This is a genomic window from Burkholderia pyrrocinia (assembly GCF_003330765.1).
In the GTDB taxonomy this organism is placed as follows: Bacteria; Pseudomonadota; Gammaproteobacteria; order Burkholderiales; family Burkholderiaceae; genus Burkholderia; species Burkholderia pyrrocinia_B.
Map to the genome: position 1 here is coordinate 3,591,519 of NZ_CP024902.1, position 21,296 is coordinate 3,612,814.

At 65.0% G+C, this 21,296-nt stretch carries 22 protein-coding genes; 13 read left to right on the plus strand and 9 right to left on the minus strand.

The annotated features are described in order from the left end of the window. The first annotated feature begins 21 nt into the window (after positions 1 to 21). Positions 22 to 1,410 (plus strand): FAD-dependent oxidoreductase, encoded by a 1,389-nt coding sequence (locus CUJ89_RS17430; RefSeq protein ID WP_114178406.1) that lies wholly within the window; start codon positions 22 to 24, stop codon positions 1,408 to 1,410. A 91-nt stretch (positions 1,411 to 1,501) separates the two neighbouring features. On the opposite strand, the gene CUJ89_RS17435 is transcribed toward CUJ89_RS17430, so the two are convergent. Further along, entirely contained in the window at positions 1,502 to 2,230 is a 729-nt protein-coding gene (locus tag CUJ89_RS17435) for a phosphonate utilization associated transcriptional regulator (RefSeq protein WP_114178407.1), read from the minus strand. Between the two features lie 195 nt (positions 2,231 to 2,425). Further along, the gene (locus tag CUJ89_RS17440) at positions 2,426 to 4,597 is read right to left on the minus strand and encodes a phosphocholine-specific phospholipase C (RefSeq protein WP_114178408.1); all 2,172 of its coding nucleotides are present in this window, start codon (positions 4,595 to 4,597) and stop codon (positions 2,426 to 2,428) included. Positions 4,598 to 4,827: 230 nt separating this feature from the next. Between CUJ89_RS17440 and CUJ89_RS17445 the strand changes: the two genes are divergently transcribed. Beyond that, positions 4,828 to 5,736, plus strand: a complete 909-nt coding sequence (locus CUJ89_RS17445) for a LysR family transcriptional regulator (protein ID WP_114178409.1) — start codon at positions 4,828 to 4,830, stop codon at positions 5,734 to 5,736. Between the two features lie 111 nt (positions 5,737 to 5,847). On the opposite strand, the gene CUJ89_RS17450 is transcribed toward CUJ89_RS17445, so the two are convergent. Then, positions 5,848 to 7,488: an L-lactate permease gene (locus CUJ89_RS17450; protein ID WP_114178410.1), complete on the minus strand. Its 1,641-nt coding sequence runs from the start codon at positions 7,486 to 7,488 to the stop codon at positions 5,848 to 5,850. 539 nt (positions 7,489 to 8,027) lie between these two features. Here CUJ89_RS17450 and CUJ89_RS17460 point away from each other — a divergent pair. Beyond that, complete coding sequence (locus CUJ89_RS17460; RefSeq protein WP_114178412.1) at positions 8,028 to 8,339, plus strand: DUF4148 domain-containing protein; 312 nt, start codon at positions 8,028 to 8,030, stop codon at positions 8,337 to 8,339. Between the two features lie 103 nt (positions 8,340 to 8,442). Here CUJ89_RS17460 and gshA read toward each other — a convergent pair whose 3' ends face one another. From gshA to ada, 3 genes are all read right to left on the minus strand, one after another. Then, complete coding sequence (gene gshA, locus CUJ89_RS17465) at positions 8,443 to 10,056, minus strand: glutamate--cysteine ligase (protein WP_201752252.1); 1,614 nt, start codon at positions 10,054 to 10,056, stop codon at positions 8,443 to 8,445. Between the two features lie 305 nt (positions 10,057 to 10,361). Continuing rightward, positions 10,362 to 11,318 (minus strand): DNA-3-methyladenine glycosylase family protein, encoded by a 957-nt coding sequence (locus tag CUJ89_RS17475; RefSeq protein ID WP_201752253.1) that lies wholly within the window; start codon positions 11,316 to 11,318, stop codon positions 10,362 to 10,364. Further along, positions 11,315 to 12,406 (minus strand): bifunctional DNA-binding transcriptional regulator/O6-methylguanine-DNA methyltransferase Ada, encoded by a 1,092-nt coding sequence (gene ada / locus CUJ89_RS17480; RefSeq protein WP_114178414.1) that lies wholly within the window; start codon positions 12,404 to 12,406, stop codon positions 11,315 to 11,317. Before ada ends, CUJ89_RS17475 begins: the two co-directional genes overlap by 4 nt. A 430-nt stretch (positions 12,407 to 12,836) precedes the next feature. Between ada and CUJ89_RS17490 the strand changes: the two genes are divergently transcribed. Further along, positions 12,837 to 13,250 (plus strand): VOC family protein, encoded by a 414-nt coding sequence (locus CUJ89_RS17490; protein WP_114178415.1) that lies wholly within the window; start codon positions 12,837 to 12,839, stop codon positions 13,248 to 13,250. A 21-nt stretch (positions 13,251 to 13,271) separates the two neighbouring features. Here CUJ89_RS17490 and CUJ89_RS17495 read toward each other — a convergent pair whose 3' ends face one another. From CUJ89_RS17495 to speG, 3 genes are all read right to left on the minus strand, one after another. Next, entirely contained in the window at positions 13,272 to 13,826 is a 555-nt protein-coding gene (locus CUJ89_RS17495) for a YaeQ family protein (protein WP_114178416.1), read from the minus strand. A gap of 179 nt (positions 13,827 to 14,005) precedes the next feature. Then, positions 14,006 to 14,353: a surface attachment protein Sap1 gene (sap1, locus tag CUJ89_RS17500; RefSeq protein WP_201752254.1), complete on the minus strand. Its 348-nt coding sequence runs from the start codon at positions 14,351 to 14,353 to the stop codon at positions 14,006 to 14,008. Positions 14,354 to 14,854: 501 nt separating this feature from the next. Beyond that, positions 14,855 to 15,397 (minus strand): spermidine N1-acetyltransferase, encoded by a 543-nt coding sequence (speG, locus tag CUJ89_RS17505; protein ID WP_114178670.1) that lies wholly within the window; start codon positions 15,395 to 15,397, stop codon positions 14,855 to 14,857. 142 nt (positions 15,398 to 15,539) lie between these two features. On the opposite strand from speG, the gene CUJ89_RS38285 reads away from it, so the two are divergent. The 9 genes from CUJ89_RS38285 to CUJ89_RS17535 all read left to right on the plus strand — a co-directional run bounded on the left by CUJ89_RS38285 (position 15,540) and on the right by CUJ89_RS17535 (position 21,262). Beyond that, on the plus strand, positions 15,540 to 15,707 hold the full coding sequence (locus CUJ89_RS38285) for a hypothetical protein (protein ID WP_201752320.1): 168 nt from the start codon (positions 15,540 to 15,542) through the stop codon (positions 15,705 to 15,707). A gap of 127 nt (positions 15,708 to 15,834) precedes the next feature. After that, a complete protein-coding gene (locus tag CUJ89_RS17510) occupies positions 15,835 to 16,083 on the plus strand; it encodes a DUF2795 domain-containing protein (RefSeq protein WP_114178417.1) in 249 nt (82 codons plus the stop codon). Between the two features lie 109 nt (positions 16,084 to 16,192). After that, positions 16,193 to 17,551 carry a sensor domain-containing diguanylate cyclase gene (locus CUJ89_RS17515; RefSeq protein ID WP_114178418.1) on the plus strand — a complete coding sequence of 453 codons (1,359 nt, stop codon included), beginning with the start codon at positions 16,193 to 16,195 and terminating at the stop codon, positions 17,549 to 17,551. A gap of 151 nt (positions 17,552 to 17,702) precedes the next feature. Then, positions 17,703 to 17,828, plus strand: coding sequence for a hypothetical protein (locus tag CUJ89_RS38860; RefSeq protein WP_265341758.1), 126 nt, complete (start codon positions 17,703 to 17,705; stop codon positions 17,826 to 17,828). Between the two features lie 475 nt (positions 17,829 to 18,303). Beyond that, entirely contained in the window at positions 18,304 to 18,963 is a 660-nt protein-coding gene (locus CUJ89_RS17520; RefSeq protein WP_114178419.1) for a PAAR domain-containing protein, read from the plus strand. Between the two features lie 10 nt (positions 18,964 to 18,973). Further along, complete coding sequence (locus tag CUJ89_RS17525) at positions 18,974 to 19,519, plus strand: PAAR domain-containing protein (RefSeq protein ID WP_114178671.1); 546 nt, start codon at positions 18,974 to 18,976, stop codon at positions 19,517 to 19,519. A gap of 4 nt (positions 19,520 to 19,523) precedes the next feature. Beyond that, positions 19,524 to 20,252 carry a M35 family metallo-endopeptidase gene (locus CUJ89_RS17530; RefSeq protein ID WP_114178420.1) on the plus strand — a complete coding sequence of 243 codons (729 nt, stop codon included), beginning with the start codon at positions 19,524 to 19,526 and terminating at the stop codon, positions 20,250 to 20,252. 4 nt (positions 20,253 to 20,256) lie between these two features. Beyond that, positions 20,257 to 20,727 (plus strand): hypothetical protein, encoded by a 471-nt coding sequence (locus tag CUJ89_RS37725; protein ID WP_152036627.1) that lies wholly within the window; start codon positions 20,257 to 20,259, stop codon positions 20,725 to 20,727. 85 nt (positions 20,728 to 20,812) lie between these two features. Continuing rightward, positions 20,813 to 21,262, plus strand: coding sequence for an OmpA family protein (locus CUJ89_RS17535; RefSeq protein ID WP_152036628.1), 450 nt, complete (start codon positions 20,813 to 20,815; stop codon positions 21,260 to 21,262). Positions 21,263 to 21,296: the final 34 nt, after the last annotated feature.

A 21,296-nucleotide genomic window follows, 5' to 3' on the forward strand; every position in this document is an offset into this window, starting at 1 on the left:
ACCATATTGACGAAACATTCGATGCGACCCTTCTGGATCGAACAAGCGCTGTTCAACGACGGCGATCTCGCCCCCGCGCTGCAAGGCGCGACGCAAGCCGACGTCTGCATCGTCGGCGGCGGCTTCACCGGGCTCTGGACCGCGATCCAGGCGAAGCAGCAGAACCCCGCGCTCGACATCGCGATCGTCGAGGCCGACCTGTGCGGCGCCGGTGCGAGCGGCCGCAACGGCGGCTGTCTGCTCACGTGGTCCGCGAAATTCCTGACGCTGCGGCGCCTGTTCGGCGAAACCGAGGCGATCCGGCTCGTGAAGGCGTCGGAAGCGGCCGTCCAGCACATCGCCGATTTCTGCCGCGCGCACGACATCGACGCCGAGCTGCGGCTCGACGGCACGCTGTACACCGCGACGTCGCGCGCGCAGGTCGGCACGCTCGCGCCGGTGCTCGACGCGCTCGCCGCGTGCGGCATCCACAGCTACGAGCCGCTGCCGCCCGCCGAAGTCGCGCGCCGCTCGGGTTCCGCGCGCAATCTCGACGGCGTCTACTCGCCGATCGCCGCGACCGTGCATCCCGGCAAGCTCGTGCGCGGGCTGCGCCGCGCCGCGCTCGCGATGGGCATCCGGATCTACGAGCGCACGCCGATGCTCGACTTCACGCCCGGGCAGCCGGCCGTCGTGCGCACGCCGTCCGGCAGCGTGACGGCCGGCAAACTCGTGTTCGCGATCAACGCGTGGATGGCGAGCCGCTTCCCGCAGTTCGAGCGCACCATCGCGGTCGTGTCGAGCGACATGGTCATCACCGAGAAATGCCCGGCGCTGCTCGAGCAAACCGGACTCGTGGACGGCGTGTCGGTGCTCGATTCGCGGATCTTCGTCTACTACTACCGCACCACCGCCGACGGCCGGTTGATGCTCGGCAAGGGCGGCAACACGTTCTCGTGGCGCAGCCGCATCGCGCCCGTGTTCGACCGGCGTTCGCCGTACGAAGCGCAGCTCACGCAAAGCCTGCGCGAATTCTTTCCGTCGCTCGCGGGCGTGCCGGTCACCGCGAGCTGGAACGGCCCGTCGGATCGCTCGGTCACGGGCTTCCCGTTCTTCGGCCGCCTCGACGACGCGCCGAACGTGTTCTACGGTTTCGGCTATTCGGGCAACGGCGTCGGGCCGACCTACATGGGCGGGCAGATCCTGTCGTCGCTGGTGCTCGGCCTCGACAACGCGTGGACGCGCAGCCCGATCGTGCGCGGCCCGCTCGGCCATTTCCCGCCGGAGCCGATCCGTTATGTCGGCGCGCACGTCGTGCGCAATGCGATCCGCCGCAAGGAGCGCGCGGAGGACGAGAGCCGGCAGCCGTCGGCCGTCGATACGTGGCTCGCGAAATTCGCGAGCGCGGCCGGGAAGGCCGACAAGGCGTGACGATGCGTTTGACGTAACGAAGCAATGAAAAAGGGACGCTGCGAAACGTCCCTTTGCTCTTGGGCGGCAGCCCGCGCGGGCCTTGCCGGCCTTACGCGCGCGCGGTTTTCTCCCGCGCCGCCTTGCCCGTCGCGGGCAGCCCCTGCTCGTGCATGCGACGCATCCGCGCGAGGCCGTGCGCAACGTGCTCGCGCACGAGCGCGACGGCCTTCTCCTGGTCGCCGCCCGCGAGCGCCTGCACGATCTTGTCGTGCTCGGCCGCAGACACGGCGATCGCATCCTCCTCGGCCTCGATCGCGGCCTGGCGCAGCAGGCCGAGCTGGCGCACGAGCCGGCGGTAGGTGTCGGTGAGGTGCGTATTGCCGACGCCGACGACCATCGCGTCGTGGAACTGCACGTTCAGCTCGGTATAGCGCGTGACGTCGTGCGTCTTCGCGGCGTCCTTCATCGACTGGATGATGCCCTTCAGCACCTTCAGCGTGTCGGGAGAAATGCGCTTCGCGAGCGCGCGCGCGACCGATTCGTCGAGCATCGCGCGCACTTCGTAAATCTCCTCGGCCTCGCGCAGCGGCACGACGCGCACGGTCACGCCGCGATTCTTCTCGTTGCGCAGCAAGCCGGCCTGTTCGAGCGCGCGGAACGCTTCGCGCACGGGGCCGCGCGACACGTTCAGCTTCGTCGCGATCTCGACTTCGTTGAGCTTCTCGCCGGGTGCGTATTCGCCGGAGACGATCGCGCGCTCGAGCATGTCCTGGACAATCATCGCGAGCGACTGGCTTTGCAGGAGTTCGATGGCGCTGAGCGCGTTCGAGGCAGTCATGGTCGGGCAGGCAGCGGGGCTGCGGGTGAAAACGAGGGCGCCATATCGGCGAATGATCGTTATATACCCTCGGCCCGACACATTGTCAACAGTTTTCAGTTTCCAAAAACCAATTCCGCCTGCCGGCATGCAACCGGCAGGCGGCTGTCGCGCGTCAGGCCGACCTCGCCCGAACCGCGCGACGTGTGCCGGCCGTCAGGCCGGGTGCTTCACCGGCCCCGGATCGCTGTGGCTCGGCCGGCCCGTCTCGACGTGGCCCGCGAAGCGGCGCACGACCTTGTCGTCGCCGCCGCGCAGCGTCGTCGCGGTGATCGTCAGATCGTACCAGCCGTGGCTCGACGACAGCTCGAAGTGATCCTCGACGCGCTCGCCCGGCTCCAGCGTGTAGGTCTTCGCGTGCGCATGGCTGTACGCGTTGTCGACCGTCACGCGGCACGTCGCGCGCCCGCTGTTGCGCAGCTGCAGGTACACGTGGCGGTTGCTCACGTCGTAGCCGATCTTCGCTTCGGGGTTCGCGTGGCGGCCGTCCGCCGCGAGCCGCGTGTTGCCCTGGAACTCGCACAGATAACCGTTCGGGCCATACGCCGCGAGATGGTAATCGCCGCGCGCGGCCGACGTGCTCCACGTGTCGACGAAGCGGTCGTGCGCGGACACCGCGTAGCGGCGCGGCGGCGTCGCCGGGTTGCGGCGGTCGTACACGTAGAACGCCGCGCCCGCATCGCCGGAGTTGGCGAAGTCGAGCGATACGGTGTCGTCGTGTCCGCTCACGCGGCTGTGCACGAACAACTCGTACGGCAGCGCGCGCGCGGGCCGCGTGCCGGGCTCCTGCGCCGGCATCGACTGCTGCGCGGGCACCTGGTACGCCTGGCCGGCCGTCGCGATGTGCTGCGGCACCGTGAAGCTCACCGTGCGCGTGTCGGGGCGCGCGGAGAAGTCGAACGCCGACGTGAGGTCGCCGCAGATCGACCGGCGCCATGCGCTGATGTTCGGCTCCTGCACGCCGAAGCGCGCTTCGAGGAAACGCAACACCGACGTATGGTCGAACGTCTCCGAGCAGACCCAGCCGCCCTTCGTCCACGGCGAGATGATGATCAGCGGCACGCGCGGCCCGAGGCCGATCGGCTGGATGCCGCCCGGGTCCGCGCCCGGCACGAGCGGGCTCATCTCGCCCGGGTACTTGTTCAGGTCGAGCAGCTCGTCGCCGAGGTTCGACAGCAGGTTCGACGACACGATCCCCTGGCCGTTGACGCCGCTCGTCACCGGCGGCACCGGCGGCACGACGTGGTCGAACAGCCCGTCGTTCTCGTCGTAGTTGAGGATGAACACCGTCTTCGCCCACACCTCGGGGTTCGACGTCAGCGCCTCGAGCACCGTGTTGATGTAGAACGCGCCGTCGGTCGGCGACGCCTGCGGGTGCTCGCTGTATTTGTACGGCGCGACGATCCACGACACCTGCGGCAGCCGGTTGGCCTGCACGTCGGCCTTCAGCTCCGCGAGCGTATGGTCCGACGCGCCCTTGTCGACCAGCGGGCCGCTCGCGCCTTCCTTCACCTGGAAGCGCTTGAAGAACATCAGCGAGTTGTCGGTGTAGTTGTCGGTCGGGTCGCCCGGGATGCCCGTGCCGCCCTGGTACACCTTCCAGCTGACCTTCGCGTTCTCGAGGCGTTCGGCGTAGGTCGTCCACGTGTAGCCGTTCACGTCGTCGCGCTCGCCGATGCCCGGGCCGTTCGGCGGATTGCCGTAGATGTTGCGCGGGTCGACCGTGCCGGTCCACAGGTAGATGCGGTTCGGCGCCGTGTCGGCGTGCGCAGAGCAGAAGTACGAATCGCAGATCGTGAACGCGTCGGCCAATGCGTAGTGGTACGTGAGATCCTGGCGCTTCAGGTAGCCCATCGTCAGCACGTCCTGCTTCTGGTTCACCCACTGGTCCCACTGGCCGTTGTTCCAGGACAGGTGGCCGCTGCTCCAGCCGTGGTTCGTGCCCGGCTGGAATTCGGTCGTCTGCTTCGGATCGAGGTAGAACGGCAGTACGTACGGCGCAGACGGATCGAGGCCGCGCGAATGGTAGTTCTTCGTGAACGCCGACGCCGGCGGCTGCTGCCACACCGGTGCGCCGCTCGGCAGCAGATGCGGGCGCGGGTCGTTGAAGCCCCGCACGCCGCGCAGCCCGCCGAAGTAATGGTCGAACGAACGGTTTTCCTGCATGAAGATCACGACGTGTTCCACGTCGCGGATCGTGCCGGTGCGATAGGCGGCCGGCATCGCCAGCGCGTTGCGGATCGCGGGCGGGAAGCCCGCGTAGGCGGCCATCGCGCCGGCCGACTGGGCAGCGAGGCGCAGGAAATCGCGTCGATTGTTCGAGGACATGGAGAGGACCCTGTGGTCGGTAGGAGTGGGGCGCCGGTCGAGCGGGGCCGGCGGTCGGTGCGTTGCCGCTATTACCCCGCACCGGCATGTCCCGGCCGTGACCGGTTCCAACAGGTTTCTTGCGGTCACCCCCAGCTTTTTTTCGAAGTGGCGCACGACGCGTCTTTCATGCGGCCGACACATGCCTGCGCTACGCTGACGCGCGATGAAGAGGGGGGAGAAGTCGAGTCGTGTTCGATCAGCTGAAGGCGTTCCACGCGACCGTCCGGCAGGGCAGCATCACGCGCGCCGCGCGCCACCTGGGCGTGAGCCAGCCGACGATTGCCGCGCAGATCCGGCAGGTCGAGCAGTTGTACGGCGTCGAGCTGTTCTACCGCAGCGGCCGCAAGCTCGAAGTCACCGAGACGGGCATCGAGCTGCTGCCGCTCGTCGAGAAGATGATCGCGCTCGAGGCGCAGGCCGACATCATGCTGCGCAACGTCGGCGGCCTGTTCGAAGGCCACTTGCGGATCGGCGCGACGGGGCCGTACTACATCATGGACGCGGTCGGCCGCTTCTCGAACGCGCATCCGTCGATCGCGCTCACGTGCCGGATCGGCAACTCCGAGGAGATCCTGCAGGCGCTGCAGGAATTCCGCATCGATCTCGCCGTCTCGTCGCAGCGCAACGACGCCGAAGGCCTCGAACGCAAGGTGATCTCGACCGATCCGCTGGTGCTCGTCGTGCATCGCACCCATCCGCTCGCGCGTTTCGACGCGATCGATCCAGTGCAGCTCGCCGACGTGCGGCTGCTGATTCGGGAAGAAGGTTCGGTTACGCGCCGCTGCACGGAGACGATCCTCGCGGCGGCCGGCATCGCGGCCGCGTCGGTCGCCGAGATCGGCAGCCGCGAAGCGATCCGCGAGGCGATCCTGCATGGTGTGGGCGGCAGCCTGTTTCCGCTCGGCGAGGCCGAACGCCATCCGGACCTGCGCGTCGTCGCGCTGCGCGGCGTCGACACGACGATCGACGAATATGTGTACTACCTGAAGGCGCGCCGCCAGAGCCCGGCGATCGATGCGTTCCTCGCGTGCATCCTGCCGGCGGAGCACGCAACGATCGATGCAAAGCGTGCAACGCGGCGGGTGAACGCGCGCTGAGCCGCCACGCGTTCACCGGTTGCGCGCTTTTTTTCGTGCATTTTTTGGCGCTTGTCCTCGCGCCTTCCCTCGTCTTTTCCTCGTGCCTTCCTTCTCGCGTCCGGCCACGCGTCACTTCGGCAGCGCCGGAATCATCCACGTCAGCACGTGCTGCTGCAGGAACACGAGCACGCCGAGCAGCAGCGTGAGAATCACGCTGTGCCAGAAGGTGCGCGCGAACACGACGCCTTCCTGCCCCTTCAGGTCCGTCGTCGACACGCCCGTCGCGATGTTCTGCGGCGAGATCATCTTGCCCATCACGCCGCCGGACGAGTTGGTCGCGGCCATCAGCACGGGATCGAGGCCGAGCTGCCTGGCGGCGACAACCTGCAGGTTGCCGAACAGCGCGTTGCCCGACGTGTCGCTGCCGGACAGGAACACGGCGATCCAGCCGAGCGACGCGGATACCAGCGGGAACAGCGCGCCCGTCGACGCGACGCCCGTGCCGAGCGTGTAGCTGATCCCCGAGTAGTTCAGCAGGTACCCGAGCCCGACGATCATCATCACCGTGACGATCGCGATCCAGGTCTGCCGCCACGTCTTGACCACGCATTCGAGGAACGCGCCGGGGCCGGTGCGCGTCAGCGCGGCCGTGATGATCGCCGACAGGAGGATCGCGGTGCCCGTGCCGAGCGGCTGGAAGTCCCAGATCGCCGCATACGGCTTGTGGTACAGCGACACGAACACCGCGTTGTGCAGGCCCGGCCACTTGATCTTCACGTCGCCGATCATCGCGATGTTCGCGTGCACCCACACGATCACGACCACCGACACGACCAGCCACGGCAACCAGCCGCCAAAGCCCGCGCGCGCGGCGCCGGCGGCCGCGGGCACGCTGCGCGCAAGCGCGAATTGCGGATCGGGCTGCGGCTTCCACAGCTGCAGGAAGCCGATCGTGACGATCAGCGACGTGAGCGACGACAGCACGTCGGTGAGCTGGTAGCCGAGGAAGTTCGACGTGACGAACTGCGCGATCGCGAAGCTGCCGCCCGACACGAGCAGCGCCGGCCACAGCTGCTTGATCGAACGCAGTCCGCCGTACGCGCCGACCACGTAGAACGGCAGCAGCAGTGCGAAGAACGGCAGCTGGCGGCCGACCATCTGGGCGAGCGTCGCGGGCGGCAGCGACGTGACCGCGCCGAGCACGGTGATCGGCACGCCGAGCGCGCCGAACGCGACCGGTGCGGTGTTGAACAGCAGCGTATAGGTGAGCGCTTCGAGCGCGGGGAAGCCGAGCGCGATCAGCAGCGCGCTCGTGATCGCGACCGGCGTACCGAATCCCGCGATCCCTTCGAGCAGGCAGCCGAACGAGAACGCGACGACGAGCAGCACGAGGCGGCGGTCGTCGGGCAGGTTGTCGAGCATCCACTGCCGGAACTGGTCGAAGCGGCCCGACTTCACCGCGATGTTGTACAGCAGCAGCGCGTTGAAGACGATCCACATCACCGGCACGACCGCGAGCGCCATGCCCGCGCCGACCGCGTTGAACGCGAGCGCGGCCGGCATGCCCCATGCGCCGATCGCGACCGCCAGGCCGGCGACGAGCCCGGCGAGCGACGCCTGCCACGCGGGGCGGCGCAGCACGCCGAGCGCGATCAGCGCGACCGCGATCGGGATCGCGGCGACGAGGAAGGACAGGAGCAGCGAGTTGGCGACCGACGTCAACGGCTGCGCGAAGACGATGCCGGGCGGTAGGGCGTCGGTGGGATTCATCGTGTCTCCAATGTGGGCCCGGGTTGGCGCTTTAGCGCTTATGTCGGACCGAGTGAGTGCTTCAGCACTTACTCGGACCCCATGCTTTGCACCGATCCCCATGCGTTGCGCGGTCGGCCCGGGTTAGCGCTTCAGCCCCCCGGATTCGGTGCAAAGCGGCGTTCAGCAGTCGCGACAACGATCGGTCGCTTGCGCACGCAACTACGTTGCACGGCCAACCGATCAGTCGCTTAAAAGAGGTTAGGAGGCGCGCGGCGCTTGTACAAGGGGGACAAGCCCGATACGCGGCGCCCCGACACAGCCCCCCTCCGCCGCAAGGTGGCCGGCAGATGGCGGGCAACTGTCGCGCTCGACAGGAACCCCGTCGCGAACGGTTCGCCGGAGTGCACGACGCCATCACCCGCGCAATGTTGCACGTGCGACCAAGGTGCCTGCCGGCGGGCGGGGTGTTTCGTTTGGCGTCCGAAGCCTAGACTGGCCGCATCGATTCCGCCCGCGCCGACAACGGCGCGGCACCGGACCCTCACGGAGCAAACACGATGAAGACGATGAAACACGCGGCAGGCGCGTGCCTGCTGATCGGCGCGGCCTTCGCCGCCCACGCGCAGGCCGCATCGACGCTGACGCGCGCGCAGGTCCGCCAGGAACTCGTGGAGCTGCAGGCCGCCGGCTACCGGACGAGCCTCGCGAGCAGTCCCGACTTTCCGGAGAACATGCAGGCGATCATGCAGCGTGCCGCGCAGGCGCGCGGCGAGGATGCCGGTTACGGGAGCAACGGCCGGGCGAACGTGGAATCGGGCAAGCCGGCGCTGCCGCCCGCGACCGGTCGCGGCACATACGCCCATCACTGATGGCTGACTGAACCGGATTGAACGCGTCACGGCGCGGGTGCAACCGGCGACGCAGATGCGCACCGCGCACCGCGCCGACCGACGCGGTGCCCGTGCGCGATCGTCAGACGCTGAAGCGGTTCAGCGTGTACGCGCGATAGGCCGCGACGAACGCGTCGAACGATCCGGCCTCTTTCGCTTCGATCTCGGCCTGCTCGGCCAGCGATTTCGCGGCGAGCGCCTGCTCGGTGCGCAGCGTCTCCGCCGACGGCGGATGCGCGCGGAAATACTCGGCATGCACTTCGCTCTGCGCCAGCGCGAACCCGAGGAACGACTGCCCGTTCTCGCGCATCGTGCGCAGCACGCGCGCGGACGACGTGCGCTCCGGATCGGCGAGCTTCTCGCGTTGCGCGGCGATGGCACGCGCATGCTCGTCACCGCCGCGGATCTCGTCGAGACGGCGGCCGACGGTTTCGATATCGGCCATCAGCTGGTCCGCCCACGCCTGCAGCGTGATCGACTCACCGTCGCGCGACAGCATGAGCCCCGGCTTGCGGCCTTCCATCGTCACGCTGCCGAAGTTCGCGTTCGCTTCCTTGTACGCGGGGCAGTCGAGCGCCGGGCTCTCGTCGAGCGCGCACGCGAGCAGGAATGCGTCGATGAAGCGCGCGGTCTCCAGCGCGATGCCGGTCGGCTCGAACGGATCGATGTCGAGGCAGCGCACCTCGATGTACTGCACGCCGCGCGATGCAAGCGCATGCAGCGGGCGCTCGCCCGAATACGTGACGCGCTTCGGCCGGATCGTCGAGTAGAACTCGTTCTCGATCTGCAGCACGTTCGTGTTGATCTGGATCCACTCGCCGTCGCGATGCGTGCCGATCGCCTCGTACGCCGGATACGGCTCGCTCACGGCCGTCGACAGCGCGTCGAGATAACCGGGCAGCGTGTTGTAGTCGACTTGCAGCGCGGCCTGGGCGGTCGTGTTCGAGTAGCCGAGATCGCTCATCCGCAGGCTCGTCGCATACGGCAGGTACAGCGTATCGGCGTCGAACGTATCGAGCCGGTGCGGCTTGCCGCGCAGGAACTTCGTGTCGAGCGCGGGCGACGCGCCGAACAGGTACATCAGCAGCCAGCTGCGGCGGCGGAAGTTGCGGATCTGCGCGAGATAGCGCTCCGACTGGTAATCGACGAGCGTGGCCGTCGAGCCTTCTTCCGCATGCAGGCGCCGCCACACTTCCTCGTGCAGCGAGTAGTTGTAGTGAATGCCGGCGATGCACTGCATCGTGCGGCCGTAGCGATACGCGAGGCCGCGCCGGTACACCGTCTTCAGGCGGCCGATGTTCGACGTGCCGTAGTCGGCGATCGGAATCTGGTCGTCGGCCGGCAGCAGGCCCGGCATCGATTCGTTCCACAGCATCTCGTCGCCGAGCGACGCATACACGTAGCGATGCAGATCGTCGAGGCGTTCGAGCGTGATCGCGGCGTCGCTTTCCGCGGGCGTGATCAACTCGATCAGCGCTTCGGAGTAGTCGGTCGTCAGCGCCGGATGCGTGAGCGCCGAACCGAGCGTGCGCGGATGCGGCGTGAACGCGATCATCCCGTCGCGCGTCACGCGCAGGCTTTCCTTTTCGATGCCGCGCAGGCCGTCGGGCAGATGCTGCCGCGTCGGGCCCGAGCTCAGCGCTTCGAGGCGATTCAGCAGCAGTTCGGACTGGCGGTGAGTCATGGTGTTCGACATGGAGACGCAAGTGCGTGACGGCCGCGCGCAGAACGCCGCGCGCGGCCGGCTGGATTGTTGGTCGCTTCGTTGGTAGCGGGCACTTTAACATCTCGCCGGAACACGCGCTTGAGGTGGCCCCGGGCATGGCGCGCGGGCCGGAGCGGGCCGCCGGACGGGCCGATCGCGGCTGTCGTGTCTTGTGTCACCGGTTCCAGGCGGCGCCGATGGGCGCGTCGGTCACGCGCATTCGTCCTACGGAACCTCAAGAGCTGGCAGACCTCGCGCGGTCGCACCCGACCGCGGGCCGTCGTCGTCGCCCACCATCACCCGCCGCGCGCGCCGCCCGCCCGGTCGGCCACCTCGTTCCACAAATGCAGCGCCGCATACGCGCGCCACGGCCGCCAGCCTTCGGTGCGGCGCTTCTGGCTCGCCAGCCGGTCGAGCGCCGGATCGCGCGCGGCGATCGACTGCATCAGCACGAGATCGGATGCCGGCCACGCATCGGGGTCACGCCACGCGCGCATCGCGATGTATTCGACGGTCCACGGGCCGATACCAGGCAGATCGAGCCACGCGCCGCGCAGCGTCGCGAGATCGGCATGTGCGCGGTCGACCGGTACGTCGCCGGCCGCCACCGCGCGCGCCACGCCCGTCAATGCCGCCACCCGCTTGCCGGGCATCCCGATCTTCTCGAGATCGCACGCGGCCAGCGCGTCGGGCGTCGGGAACCGCCAGGCAGGCATGCCGTCTTCAGGCACGACACGCTCGCCGGCCCGTTCGACGAGCCGGCCGACGATCGTCGTCGCGGCCTTCACGCTCACCTGCTGGCCGACGATCGCACGCACGGCCAGTTCGAAGCCCGACCATGCGCCCGGCACGCGCAGCCCCGGCGCGGCCTCGACGAGCGGCGCGAACCATGGATCGCGCGCGAGCCCGCCGCCGATCGCGGCCGGATCGGCGCCGAGGTCGAACATCGTCGCGACGCGCGCGGCGAATGCATCGTCGACGTGACGGGCCACCGCCCCTTCGACCGTCGCGATCAGGCAATGCTTGCGCGGATGTTTCGTGACCGTGAGCCGGCCCGAGTCGCCATGCAGGTCGACGATGCGGCGATACACGCCGTCCGCGACCTGCTCGACGCCCGGAATCGCGCGCCCGCTGAAAAAGCGCAGCACGCGTGCCCAGTCGTAGGGCGCCTTGAAGCGCAGCTCCATCTGCGCGGACGGCGGCACATGGCCGCCGTTCACGATTGACGTGATCGTTATTTTGTCGATGCTCAAACTGCGCTGCCCTCCGTCACGGCTTCGTTTTCATCGTGGTGGACATGGCGTGCCTCGGACGCGAGCAGCGTGGCCTTGCGGCGCACGCCCCAGCGATACCCGGACAGCGCACCGCCCTTTTGCACGACGCGGTGACACGGGATCGCAAGCGCGACCGGGTTCGACGCGCACGCGGACGCGACAGCGCGCACCGCGCGCGGCGAGCCGAGCGCCTCGGCAATCTCCGAGTAGCTGCGCGTTTCGCCGTATGGAATATGCGTCAGCGCCTCCCACACGCGCTGCTGGAACGCGGTCGGCGCGATGTCGAGCGGCAGGTCGAACGCATGCCGCGTGCCGCCCAGGTACGCGCGGATCTGCGTGACGAACGGCGCGAGCCGTGCCGACGATTCAACCAGTTCGGCGCGCGCGAACGCGTCCTTCAATTCGCCGACGAGCAACGCCGGCTCGTCTCCAAACGCGATCCGGCAGATGCCCTGTTCGGTTGCGGCGACGAGCACCGTGCCGAGCGACGTCGATGCGGTCGCATAGTCGATCCGCAGGCCAGCGCCCTGGCGGCGGAACGCGGACGGCGCCATCCCGAGTTCGCGCGGCACCGACGCATAGAGCCGCGACGGCGAGTTGAAGCCCGCGTCGACGGCCGCCTGCGTGACCGGCTGCCCGCTTTGCAGCGCCTGCCGCAGCGCGGCGCCGCGCTGGGCGGCCTGGTACTGCCGCGGCGACACGCCGACCACGCGCTTGAAGAGCCGCTGAAGGTGGAACGGGCTGACGTGCACGGCATCGCTCAGTTGCTGGAGCGTGAGCCGCTCGGCATGCGCGTCGAGCACCGCGCACGCGCGGTTGACGATCTCGAGCTCGCGCGGCAGCCCTTCCGGCTGGCAACGCTTGCAGGGCCGGAAGCCGGCCGCACGCGCGGCGGCTGGATCGACGAAGAAGGACACATGCTCGCGGCGCGGCAGCCGCGACGCGCAGGTCGGGCGGCAGAACACGCCGGTCGTGCGCACGGCATAGAAGAACGCGCCGTCCGCATGCGGATCGCGCTCGGTCACGGCGCCCCAGCGGGCATCGTCGGTCGGATAGGCGGTTTTCATCTGAACCTCGCACTCTCTAGTGTAGATGTGCCTACTCTAGACATCGGCACGTGCCGTCGCGCCCCGAATCTTGCTCTGTGATTCGTGCCGGCGAATCGGGGTCACATCAATCGACAATCAATCGGACAAACCGCGTGCGCCGGCCGCTCCGACGCGGGTTTCGTCATCGACCCGTCACCATTTTGCTGCAGTGCGGATGCGACAAATCGCCGTCCTGACGTTTTTTTACACTCGAAATATTGCGTCGCACCATCGCCGTGTGTATAGTTGGAACTGTCTCCTCCATGTCTCCTCCTGATATGGATTAAGCCCGTTCCGCTCTGCGTGAACGGGCTTTTTTTCGTCCGTCGATTGTGCCGCGTTCCGGCGGGCGGCGCAGGCGCGATGCGTCTACACTCGATGCTCGATGACCGCGAAGGAGTATCCGCCCATGAAACCCACCATCCGCGCGATCGATCACATCGTGCTGCGCGTGACCGACATGGCGGCGATGACGCGCTTTTACTGCGACGCCGTCGGCTGCCACGTGGAGAAGGAACAGCCCGATCTGGGCCTCGTGCAGTTGCGCGCCGGCGATGCGCTGATCGACCTGCTGTCGGTCGGCGGCCCGATCGACCGTCCCGACAGCGGCCCGCCCGGCACGGGACGCAACCTCGATCACCTGTGCCTGCGCGTCGAGCCGTTCGATCCCGACGCGCTGATCGCGCATTTCGCCGCGCATGGCGCGCAGCCGGGCGCTCCCGCGGAACGCTATGGCGCCGGCGGCTACGGGCCGTCGATCTACCTGTTCGATCCGGAAGGCAACATGCTGGAATTCAAGGGGCCGCCGGCCGCGATCGGCTGAACGCGGCCGGTGCGCGGGCCGTCACGCGCCCGCGCGCGCCTTCAGGACCGTCCATTCGACCGCGACCGGATCGTGGTCGGCGCTCGAGATCCACGCCGTGCCGTCCTGCACCGTGCACTGCAGGCGCATCGTGCGCTCCGCGAGCTGCCCGAGCGCGGTCGCGACGCCGTCGGCAAGCAACAGCACCTGCACGTTGCGCAGCCGCTCGACCTTGCTGCGCACACCCTGCCACCAGATATCCGACGCCTTGCCGCCGTACGCGATCACCGTGACCTGCCCCGCGCGGCCGGCCGCCTTCGAGATGCGCCGTTCGTCGGGCTGGCCGGCCTCGATCCAGACGTCGATCGCGCCCGTCAGGTCCTTCTGCCACAGATCGGGCTCGTCGACGTCCGACAGCCCCTTGCAGAATTCGAGCCGCTCGTGCGCGAACAGCGCGAACGCGACGATGCGCACCATCATCCGGTCGTCGGTTTCCGATGGATGGCGCGCCACCGTCAGCGCGTGATCGGCGTAGTAATGCCGATCCATATCGGCGATTTGCAGTTCGGCTTTGTAGATCGTGGATTTCAGCGCCATGCGGATGCGGCCCGGGCGGGCATTCGGTTCGGTCGGGCCGTGATGATACCGAATGCGCGCCGTCCGGCGCGTGTCATGTGCGACCCACAGCACAACGGCCCGGCATCGGCCGGGCCGTGTTCGGTTCGCGCCGCCGGCTCATCGGGCCGGCGCGCTCGCGCGTCGTGCGACTGCGCGGGTTATTGCTTGACGAAGCGCGAATCGGTCCAGAGACCCTGCTGGTCGCTGTTGTCGGCGCTGACGAACTGCACGTCGCCCTGGTCGACCGACACCACGCGGAAGCGCTGGCCTTCCGGCACCGACAGGCAACGGTAGTCGTCGAAGTACTGCTGCTTCGCCTGCGACTTGCCGTCACGCTCGTGACCCAGTACGGAGTCCAGATTGTCTTTCGACAGGCAGCCCCATGCGTTCTTCGTCAGCTGGATTTCCTGCTTCGGCTTGACGGCCGAATCGCCGCCTGCCTGGGCAATCGACACCACGGCAAATGCGCCGACGAGGGCAAAAAGGATACCGGTTCGTTTCATCATGTTCTGTCTCCAGGCTTGCGGGCACCAGGCTTGGGTTAGCTATGTGTTTAAAGATGATCGTGAACCCGCGTTTTTCACTTTAGAAGACCGGCAAGCGATAGCAAGCACATTTGTTGTGCGACCGCAATAGCGGCGGATTGTCGCACCCCGCACGCAGCCCGTTTTACGCGCAATGCGCGCGGGGTGCGCTGCCTGCCGCGCAGTGGACAGGCCCGTGACGTCGGGCGGAAAACGTTGCCCGGCAAGGCTTTCAGCAGAATTACAACGCACCGGTTGAACGGTTTGGATAATCCATTTCGATATCCCGACCATTTTGATGCGTTGCACATAAAGTCATCCGAAACGATCCGACTTTACCGCAGCGCGGAATCGCACTTACCTGATACAAGAAAAATGCCAGGTATAAGCGCACCCGTATTTATCCGTATTTCCCCGCATACGGCCGACGCCCGTGGCGGTCCTGCCGCACGCATCTTTCATCGGAGTTTTACCCGGCTTTATTCAGGCCGATTGCTGATGCTCGAAATAATCGCGCTGGAAGATGCACATGCGATAAGCATTGTGATACGCGCCGTTTCCGAAAAATTCTTCCTTCAATTCGGCCTCGTGCTGGAATCCGCATTTCTCGTACACGTGAATCGCCGCTGCATTCGACGTATCGACGATCAGGTACAGCTTGCGCATGTTCAGCACCTTGAATGCGTACTCGATCGCGAGGCGTGTCGCCTGGCCCGCATAGCCGCGCCCCTGGCATTGCGGCGCGATGATGATCTGGAACTCGCCGCGGCGATGGATGTAGTCGAGCTCGATCAGCTCGACGAGGCCGACCAGTTCGCCTTGCGCATCGACCGCGACGAAACGGCGCTCGCGCTGGTCGTGCACGTGACGATCGTACAGTTGTGACAGTTCCGAGAAGGTTTCGTACGGCTCCTCGAACCAGTAGCGCATGATCTTCGCGTCGTTGTTCATCTCGTGGACGAAGCGCAGGTCCTGGCGCTCCAGCGGCCGCAGCGCGAGCGTGTTGGTATCGTTCTGGAGTTGCATGTTCATGTCCTTTTTTGATGCCGGCGCACGTGCGGAACGCCCGTGTTCGGGCCCGTTCCGCACTGTAAGAAGTTGAACGCGGGCGAAGTTCAGAGCCTAGAATGGGAGCAAGGGTTCCTGCCACCGCAAGGAGGCTATCGTGATGGAGCAAGTCATACTCGGAATTTTCCTCGTGCTGCCGCTCGTCATCGTGGCGGCGCTGTTCTCCGACGAACTTTGGCAGGAGCATCGGCGTCAGCATCCGCGCGACGAAAACGCACCGCACATCGACTGGAAGCATCCGTGGCGCCGCGTGCGACGCGGGCATTGAGTCGATCGCCGTCCATCCGCAGGGCGCCCAGGTCGGGCCGCCCCGAGTCGTGCAACGCGTGGCGTGCCCCTTGGTGCACCCCTATTCCGCTTCGATCCCATTCCCGCTCAACCCGCGAGACGCCGACGTGAACAACAAGCCCGCTCTCCCTCCGCACGATATCCCTCACGAAACGATCGATCTGCAGATCGCCGACGTGCTGGCGGCCGTCCGCTACCCGGCGAACAAGGATGCAATCGTCGATGCCGCGCGCGACGCCGGCGCCAGCAACGAAGTGCTGTCGATGCTCGACGGCCTGCCCGAACAGGACTACGCGGACGTCAACGCCGTCACGCACTGGGTCGCCGGCAACTTCGGCCCGGGGCTCGGCATTTGAGCGCGAGCGAATAACGCGATAGGATCGGACCGCACCGGTCGCGCCGCGGCCGGATGCGTGGCGCCCGGCGCAAGACCGGGCGTTTCAGCACGCGTGCCCGGGGGACTCCATGGAAGGCATCCTGATCCAGCATACGACGCGACGTCAGCTCTGGTTCGGCGCGCTGACGACGCTCGTCATCGTGCTCGTGCTCGGGATCGCCGCGCCGCACGCAAACGTCGCACTGCCGGCCGTCGAGCCGTTCATGCCGATGTGCGCACTCACCGTGTTCACGACCGCGAGCATCGCGGCGTTCTTTCTCGGCGCGCAGTTCACCGTGACGCGCCAGCCCGTGCTCGGCGCGCTCGGCGGCGCCTATGCGTTCACCGCACTCGCCGTCGCGCTGCAGCTGCTCACCTTTCCCGGCGTGTTCGCGCCGCATGGCCTGCTCGGTGCGCGCCCGCAAAGCGCCGCGTGGATGTGGATCTTCTGGCACGCGGGCTTTCCGTGTTTCGTGATGGCCGCGCTGCTCGCGCGCGAACGACTGACGCGCACACCGGTCGGCACGCAGCAGACACGCCGGTGGACGGTCGCGCTCGTCGGCGGGCCTGCCGCCGCGGCCGCGCTGCTGTGCGCGCTCGCGCTGAACGTGTCGCTGCCGCCCGCGTTCCATTCGCCCGGCGACACGGCCGTGCTGCCCGTCAGCGGCGTCGCGCTCGCCGTGTGGATACTCAATGCGCTCGCGCTCGTTGCCGTGCTGGTCACGGGCCGGCTGCGCACGACGCTCGACCTGTGGCTCGCGATCGCCGTGCTCGCGTGCCTCACCGACACGACGCTGAACCTGTTGACCGCAAACCGCTTCACGGTCGGCTGGTATGTCGCACGCGTGTTCAGCATGTTCACGCCCGGCGTGCTCGTGTGTGTGCTCGCCTGGGAAGTGACGACGCTGTACCAGCAGTTGTTCGAGGCGCACGCGACGCTGATTCGTTCTTCCGCGCGCGACGGGCTGACGGGCGCGTTCAACCGCAGCCACTTCAACGATCATTTCCACACGCTGTTCCTGCAGGCCAGAAGGCAAGGCGAACCGCTGTCGCTGCTGATGGTCGATGTCGATCACTTCAAGGCGTACAACGACGCGTTCGGTCACGTGAAGGGCGATGCGTGCCTGATCGCGGTCGCGAATGCGCTGGCCGGCGCCGTGAGGCGGCCCGCGGATATCGTCGCGCGTTACGGCGGCGAGGAGTTCGCGATCGTGCTGCCGAACACGGGTGCGCGCGGCGCGCGGGTGGTCGCCGACGAGTCGCGCGAAGCGGTGCTGCGGCTCGATCTCGCGATGCCTGCTTCGCCGGCCGGGCGCGTCAGCGTGAGCGTCGGCTGTGCGACCGTGTCGGCCGACGATCTGTCGACGCCCGATGCATTGATCGAAGCCGCCGATGCCGCGCTGTATCGTGCGAAGGATACGGGGCGAAACAGGGTCGTCGTCGCCTGAATACGTCTGCTGTTTCGGGCATTTGTTCCGGTCATTTTGACCGGAATAATCTGCCGTTACGGATTGCGCAACAGGGATACCAACGCTTACAGCCGGTGTTGCGGGCGCTCGCTATGCTGGGTTTCATATTGAACCCGAGCAGGTGACCGCGATGAAGAAGACCCTTTTGCTGATTGCCGGCGTCGCCGTATTGTTGAGCGGCTGCATCGTGGTGCCTGATGGTGGCGGGTATTACGGTGGTGGTGGCGGGTATTACCATCACCGTCATTGGGATTGATGTCGTGAAGCGTGAGGCGCTTCGACGGGAGGATGGCCGAGGCAGGCGTCGTCCCGATTATGCGCCGTTCGGATAGGGCGACGATTTCGTCGGCCGTCGCACGCCGCGTTGGCCTGAATTCTGGTCGGATGACAGGAAGTCTACCGACTGACATCGTCCAGGCCATACGCCACATCACGCGCAGACACATCACGCGCAGAACATTTCCTTGTTCCCAACTTGAAATCGAACGACCGGGACACCCACGGGGCACGGGGTTCCCGGCCGTCGGCCGGTCGGAAATCCCCCTGAAGAAATCAAGCAACCGCGCTGCTCGGCCAGCGCAATCGCGCGCGCTCGGTTGGCGCAATCGGTAAAATCGAACAATTCATATTAGTTACGGATACCGAATCATATTCGTCCGATTGATCCACGTTTCTTACTTGGAATAGCGTCTCTAGGCGGGTTATTCCATTTACTGAGACAGGGAAGCCGGATGAAAAACGAGCACGAAGCACCGACGCATCTTTTTGCCACCATTGGCGCTCTCACGGAACGCGGCGGACGCGTCACCGCAGCAACCAGCGGACTCACCTTGGCCGGGCTGGAAGTAGCCCGCGTGGGCGACGTCGTGACCTACGACGACGGCAGCGAGGCCGTGATCATTGATGGGGCGGGACACGTCCATAGCGGCGACAAGCCCTTTGCATTGGTTGGCAGCCGCTTGAGCAATGGCGATCGCATTACCGAAACGCTGCGCACCGCATGGGGCATTCATGTGCCCGAGGGACGAAGCATTCCGGGGCTATTCGATCCGGCCTATGTGCCGCCGCCCGCACCGCCCACCTACAGACTGGCGGTACGCGGCGCGACGACGGCACGCGGCGGCGTGTTGCGCGAGCCGTCCGGCACGTGGGAAGTAGCAGAGCACTTGGGCAAGGCAGGCGCCGTAGGCGACCTGATCCACTATCCGGATGGCTCGACCGCGCGCATTGCGAATGGCTTGGGTTTAGCCGACCGCCCTGACTTCGCGCCGCTCGCATTCGTCGGCAGCGAACTCGATAACGGCGACACGATCACCGACAGTCCCGAGCGACACGGTGAGGCGTCGTCCGTCGTATTCACCCTCGTCCCCCATTCGCCCCAAGCCGGCTGAGGTGGCCGCGATGATTCGCTACTTTCTTGCAAAAGGCGATCGCGCCAGGGATGCGGTGATTATCGAAGGGCTCGACTCCGTAACCTGTTCGAACCCGCCGCCGAGCGTCAATATCGCCACGCTCGACATGAAAACCTACTGCACGGCCTGCAAGCGGGAGGGATACATCGCACCGCTGGGGCCCCGTTGGCCGGGTACAGGCCCAAACGGCAAGCAATGGGCATTGAGCGGGGATATCAATGTCTGCGGCTGCAGTCCGCCGCCCGTCTTCTACGCCGAACGCGGCATGCAAATGACCTTCACCGCCGCCCAGGTCGCGACGTTGAACGGAGGCAAGCCCGGCGCTGCTCACTTGTCGCCCACGCCATCGGATGTCGCGCACGACGAGCAATTTACCTTGCTCGATGACGCGCGCCGCCCGCTCGCAAACGTCCGTTACCGAATCGTTACCCAAACCGGGCAATCCTTCACCGGCATCACGGACGCGGCCGGACGAACGTCTCGAATCGCCACCGACGCAGCGGCATCCTTGAAAATCTATACGAAAGGATACTGAAGCAATGAACGACTTTTCCCCAAAAAACAGATACGGTTTCAAAGTTGACGAAAACGATGAATGGGTTCTCGTTCATTCGGGTGCTGTTACCAACACCAACCCGGGGTCAATGGTCTATGTGTCCATCAACACAACGCCCATTTGCCCCAACATGAGAAACAATGATTTCCGCTCGCTAATAATGCGACTTCGAGATACAGCGCTAATTCTAATTTCAGAGCGCATATCTGATTTAATCAAATGGGACAAAGGAGCAAAAGATCGAGTGCAATTTTGGTTCGGTCGAAGTGATGAGACAATACGCAAAAAACTACAATCCGGCCTCCCGAAACTCGCGGCCGCCATGCACGAGCTTAAGCCAGAGAAGATCATTAGATGGGATGAGCAGCACAAGAGGCAACTCACGTGCTCAGTGGCACCTGATACTGGCACCAACGATGCAGCCGTGTGCAAGCCTGATTCGGCACGCCGCATCATCGCGATCTATCCACATTTTTGCACCGTCGAGGATGTTTATGTTGCCGGAAACTGCAAACTAAAAATCCTTATCCATGAATGCTCACACTACATTGACACATTCGATGCAGATGACGTCAACTATGGTTTTGCCAGTGGAATTGGTTACTGGGCACAAAACGATTCGGACGGCGCAAGCAGAAATGCAGATAACATTGCGTGCTATGTCGCACATTTTGACGACATGGACGAATTTAGAAGAAAGAATATTTGGTGACCGCATGTCAAAAATTCCACTTTCCATCGCTGCATTAATAAGCGCGTTTTGCATTCAACACGCTAGCGCCTGCACGATATCTGAAAATATGCTTGAGAGTGTACCTCTAAATTACGCCGGCATACCTAATGCATATCGACTAAAAATGACAGATATGGTATTGGCCGCACGACGATGGCCTGATGTTGAAATACAAGCACAAATCATTGCTAGTGCGTACGCCGGTGAACATAACGCCTTGCGCCTAGCTCAATCAAGAGGCGAACAACTGAAAAATTTTTTGATGCAACTCGGCATCAAGTCTCAATATATCTATGTTGACACACACATAAATCGAACCGTATATCCGGTCGATAGTACCGGCCATGGAGGGTACCTGCAACTTGGCGTAAGCCTTTTACCTCTTTGCAAAAATGGATGCGAGAGATTATGCAATGATCCACGGGTCACACCGACAACAAAGCTCATCAATTAGACAATGCCAAAATCTATTCTCGACTTGCCCCTCATCACCTTTTAGCCACCCGTGGCATTCCAAAGAATAAGCCGTTGGAGGTAACGTGAAAATTTTAACCATATCATTAACCGCATCGATCTCAGCTTCATCTCTTCTGTCTGCAAATGCTATGGCAGAGTGCCAAGGATCGCAAAATTTGCCGTCGCGGCAATCATTCGTAGCCTTCGCATCAAATAGCCACACAATTGCCGAATTGGAAAGAAATCAGCTAAGTAAGTGGGCTTCTGAAATGAACTCAAAATATCCAATTCAAAACTGGATCACCGTAATTGGCGGCGCCTCAAGAAATGAAATCGAACCTTATCAACTTGCAACAAAGCGCGCTTCCGCAGTGGCAAAAACCATCATAGATGACGGCTTGATAAACGCACCGATTCAGATAAATATGCAAATCAACCCAACTAATAGCACCACCGAATCAAGCGCGGAAACTCGTGAAGTTACCGTTCAAGTGAGTCCTGGATGCCCCAACAACTGCTGTGACGGCATGTAATCTCGCACTGCTGGCAATCACATCAATGATGCAT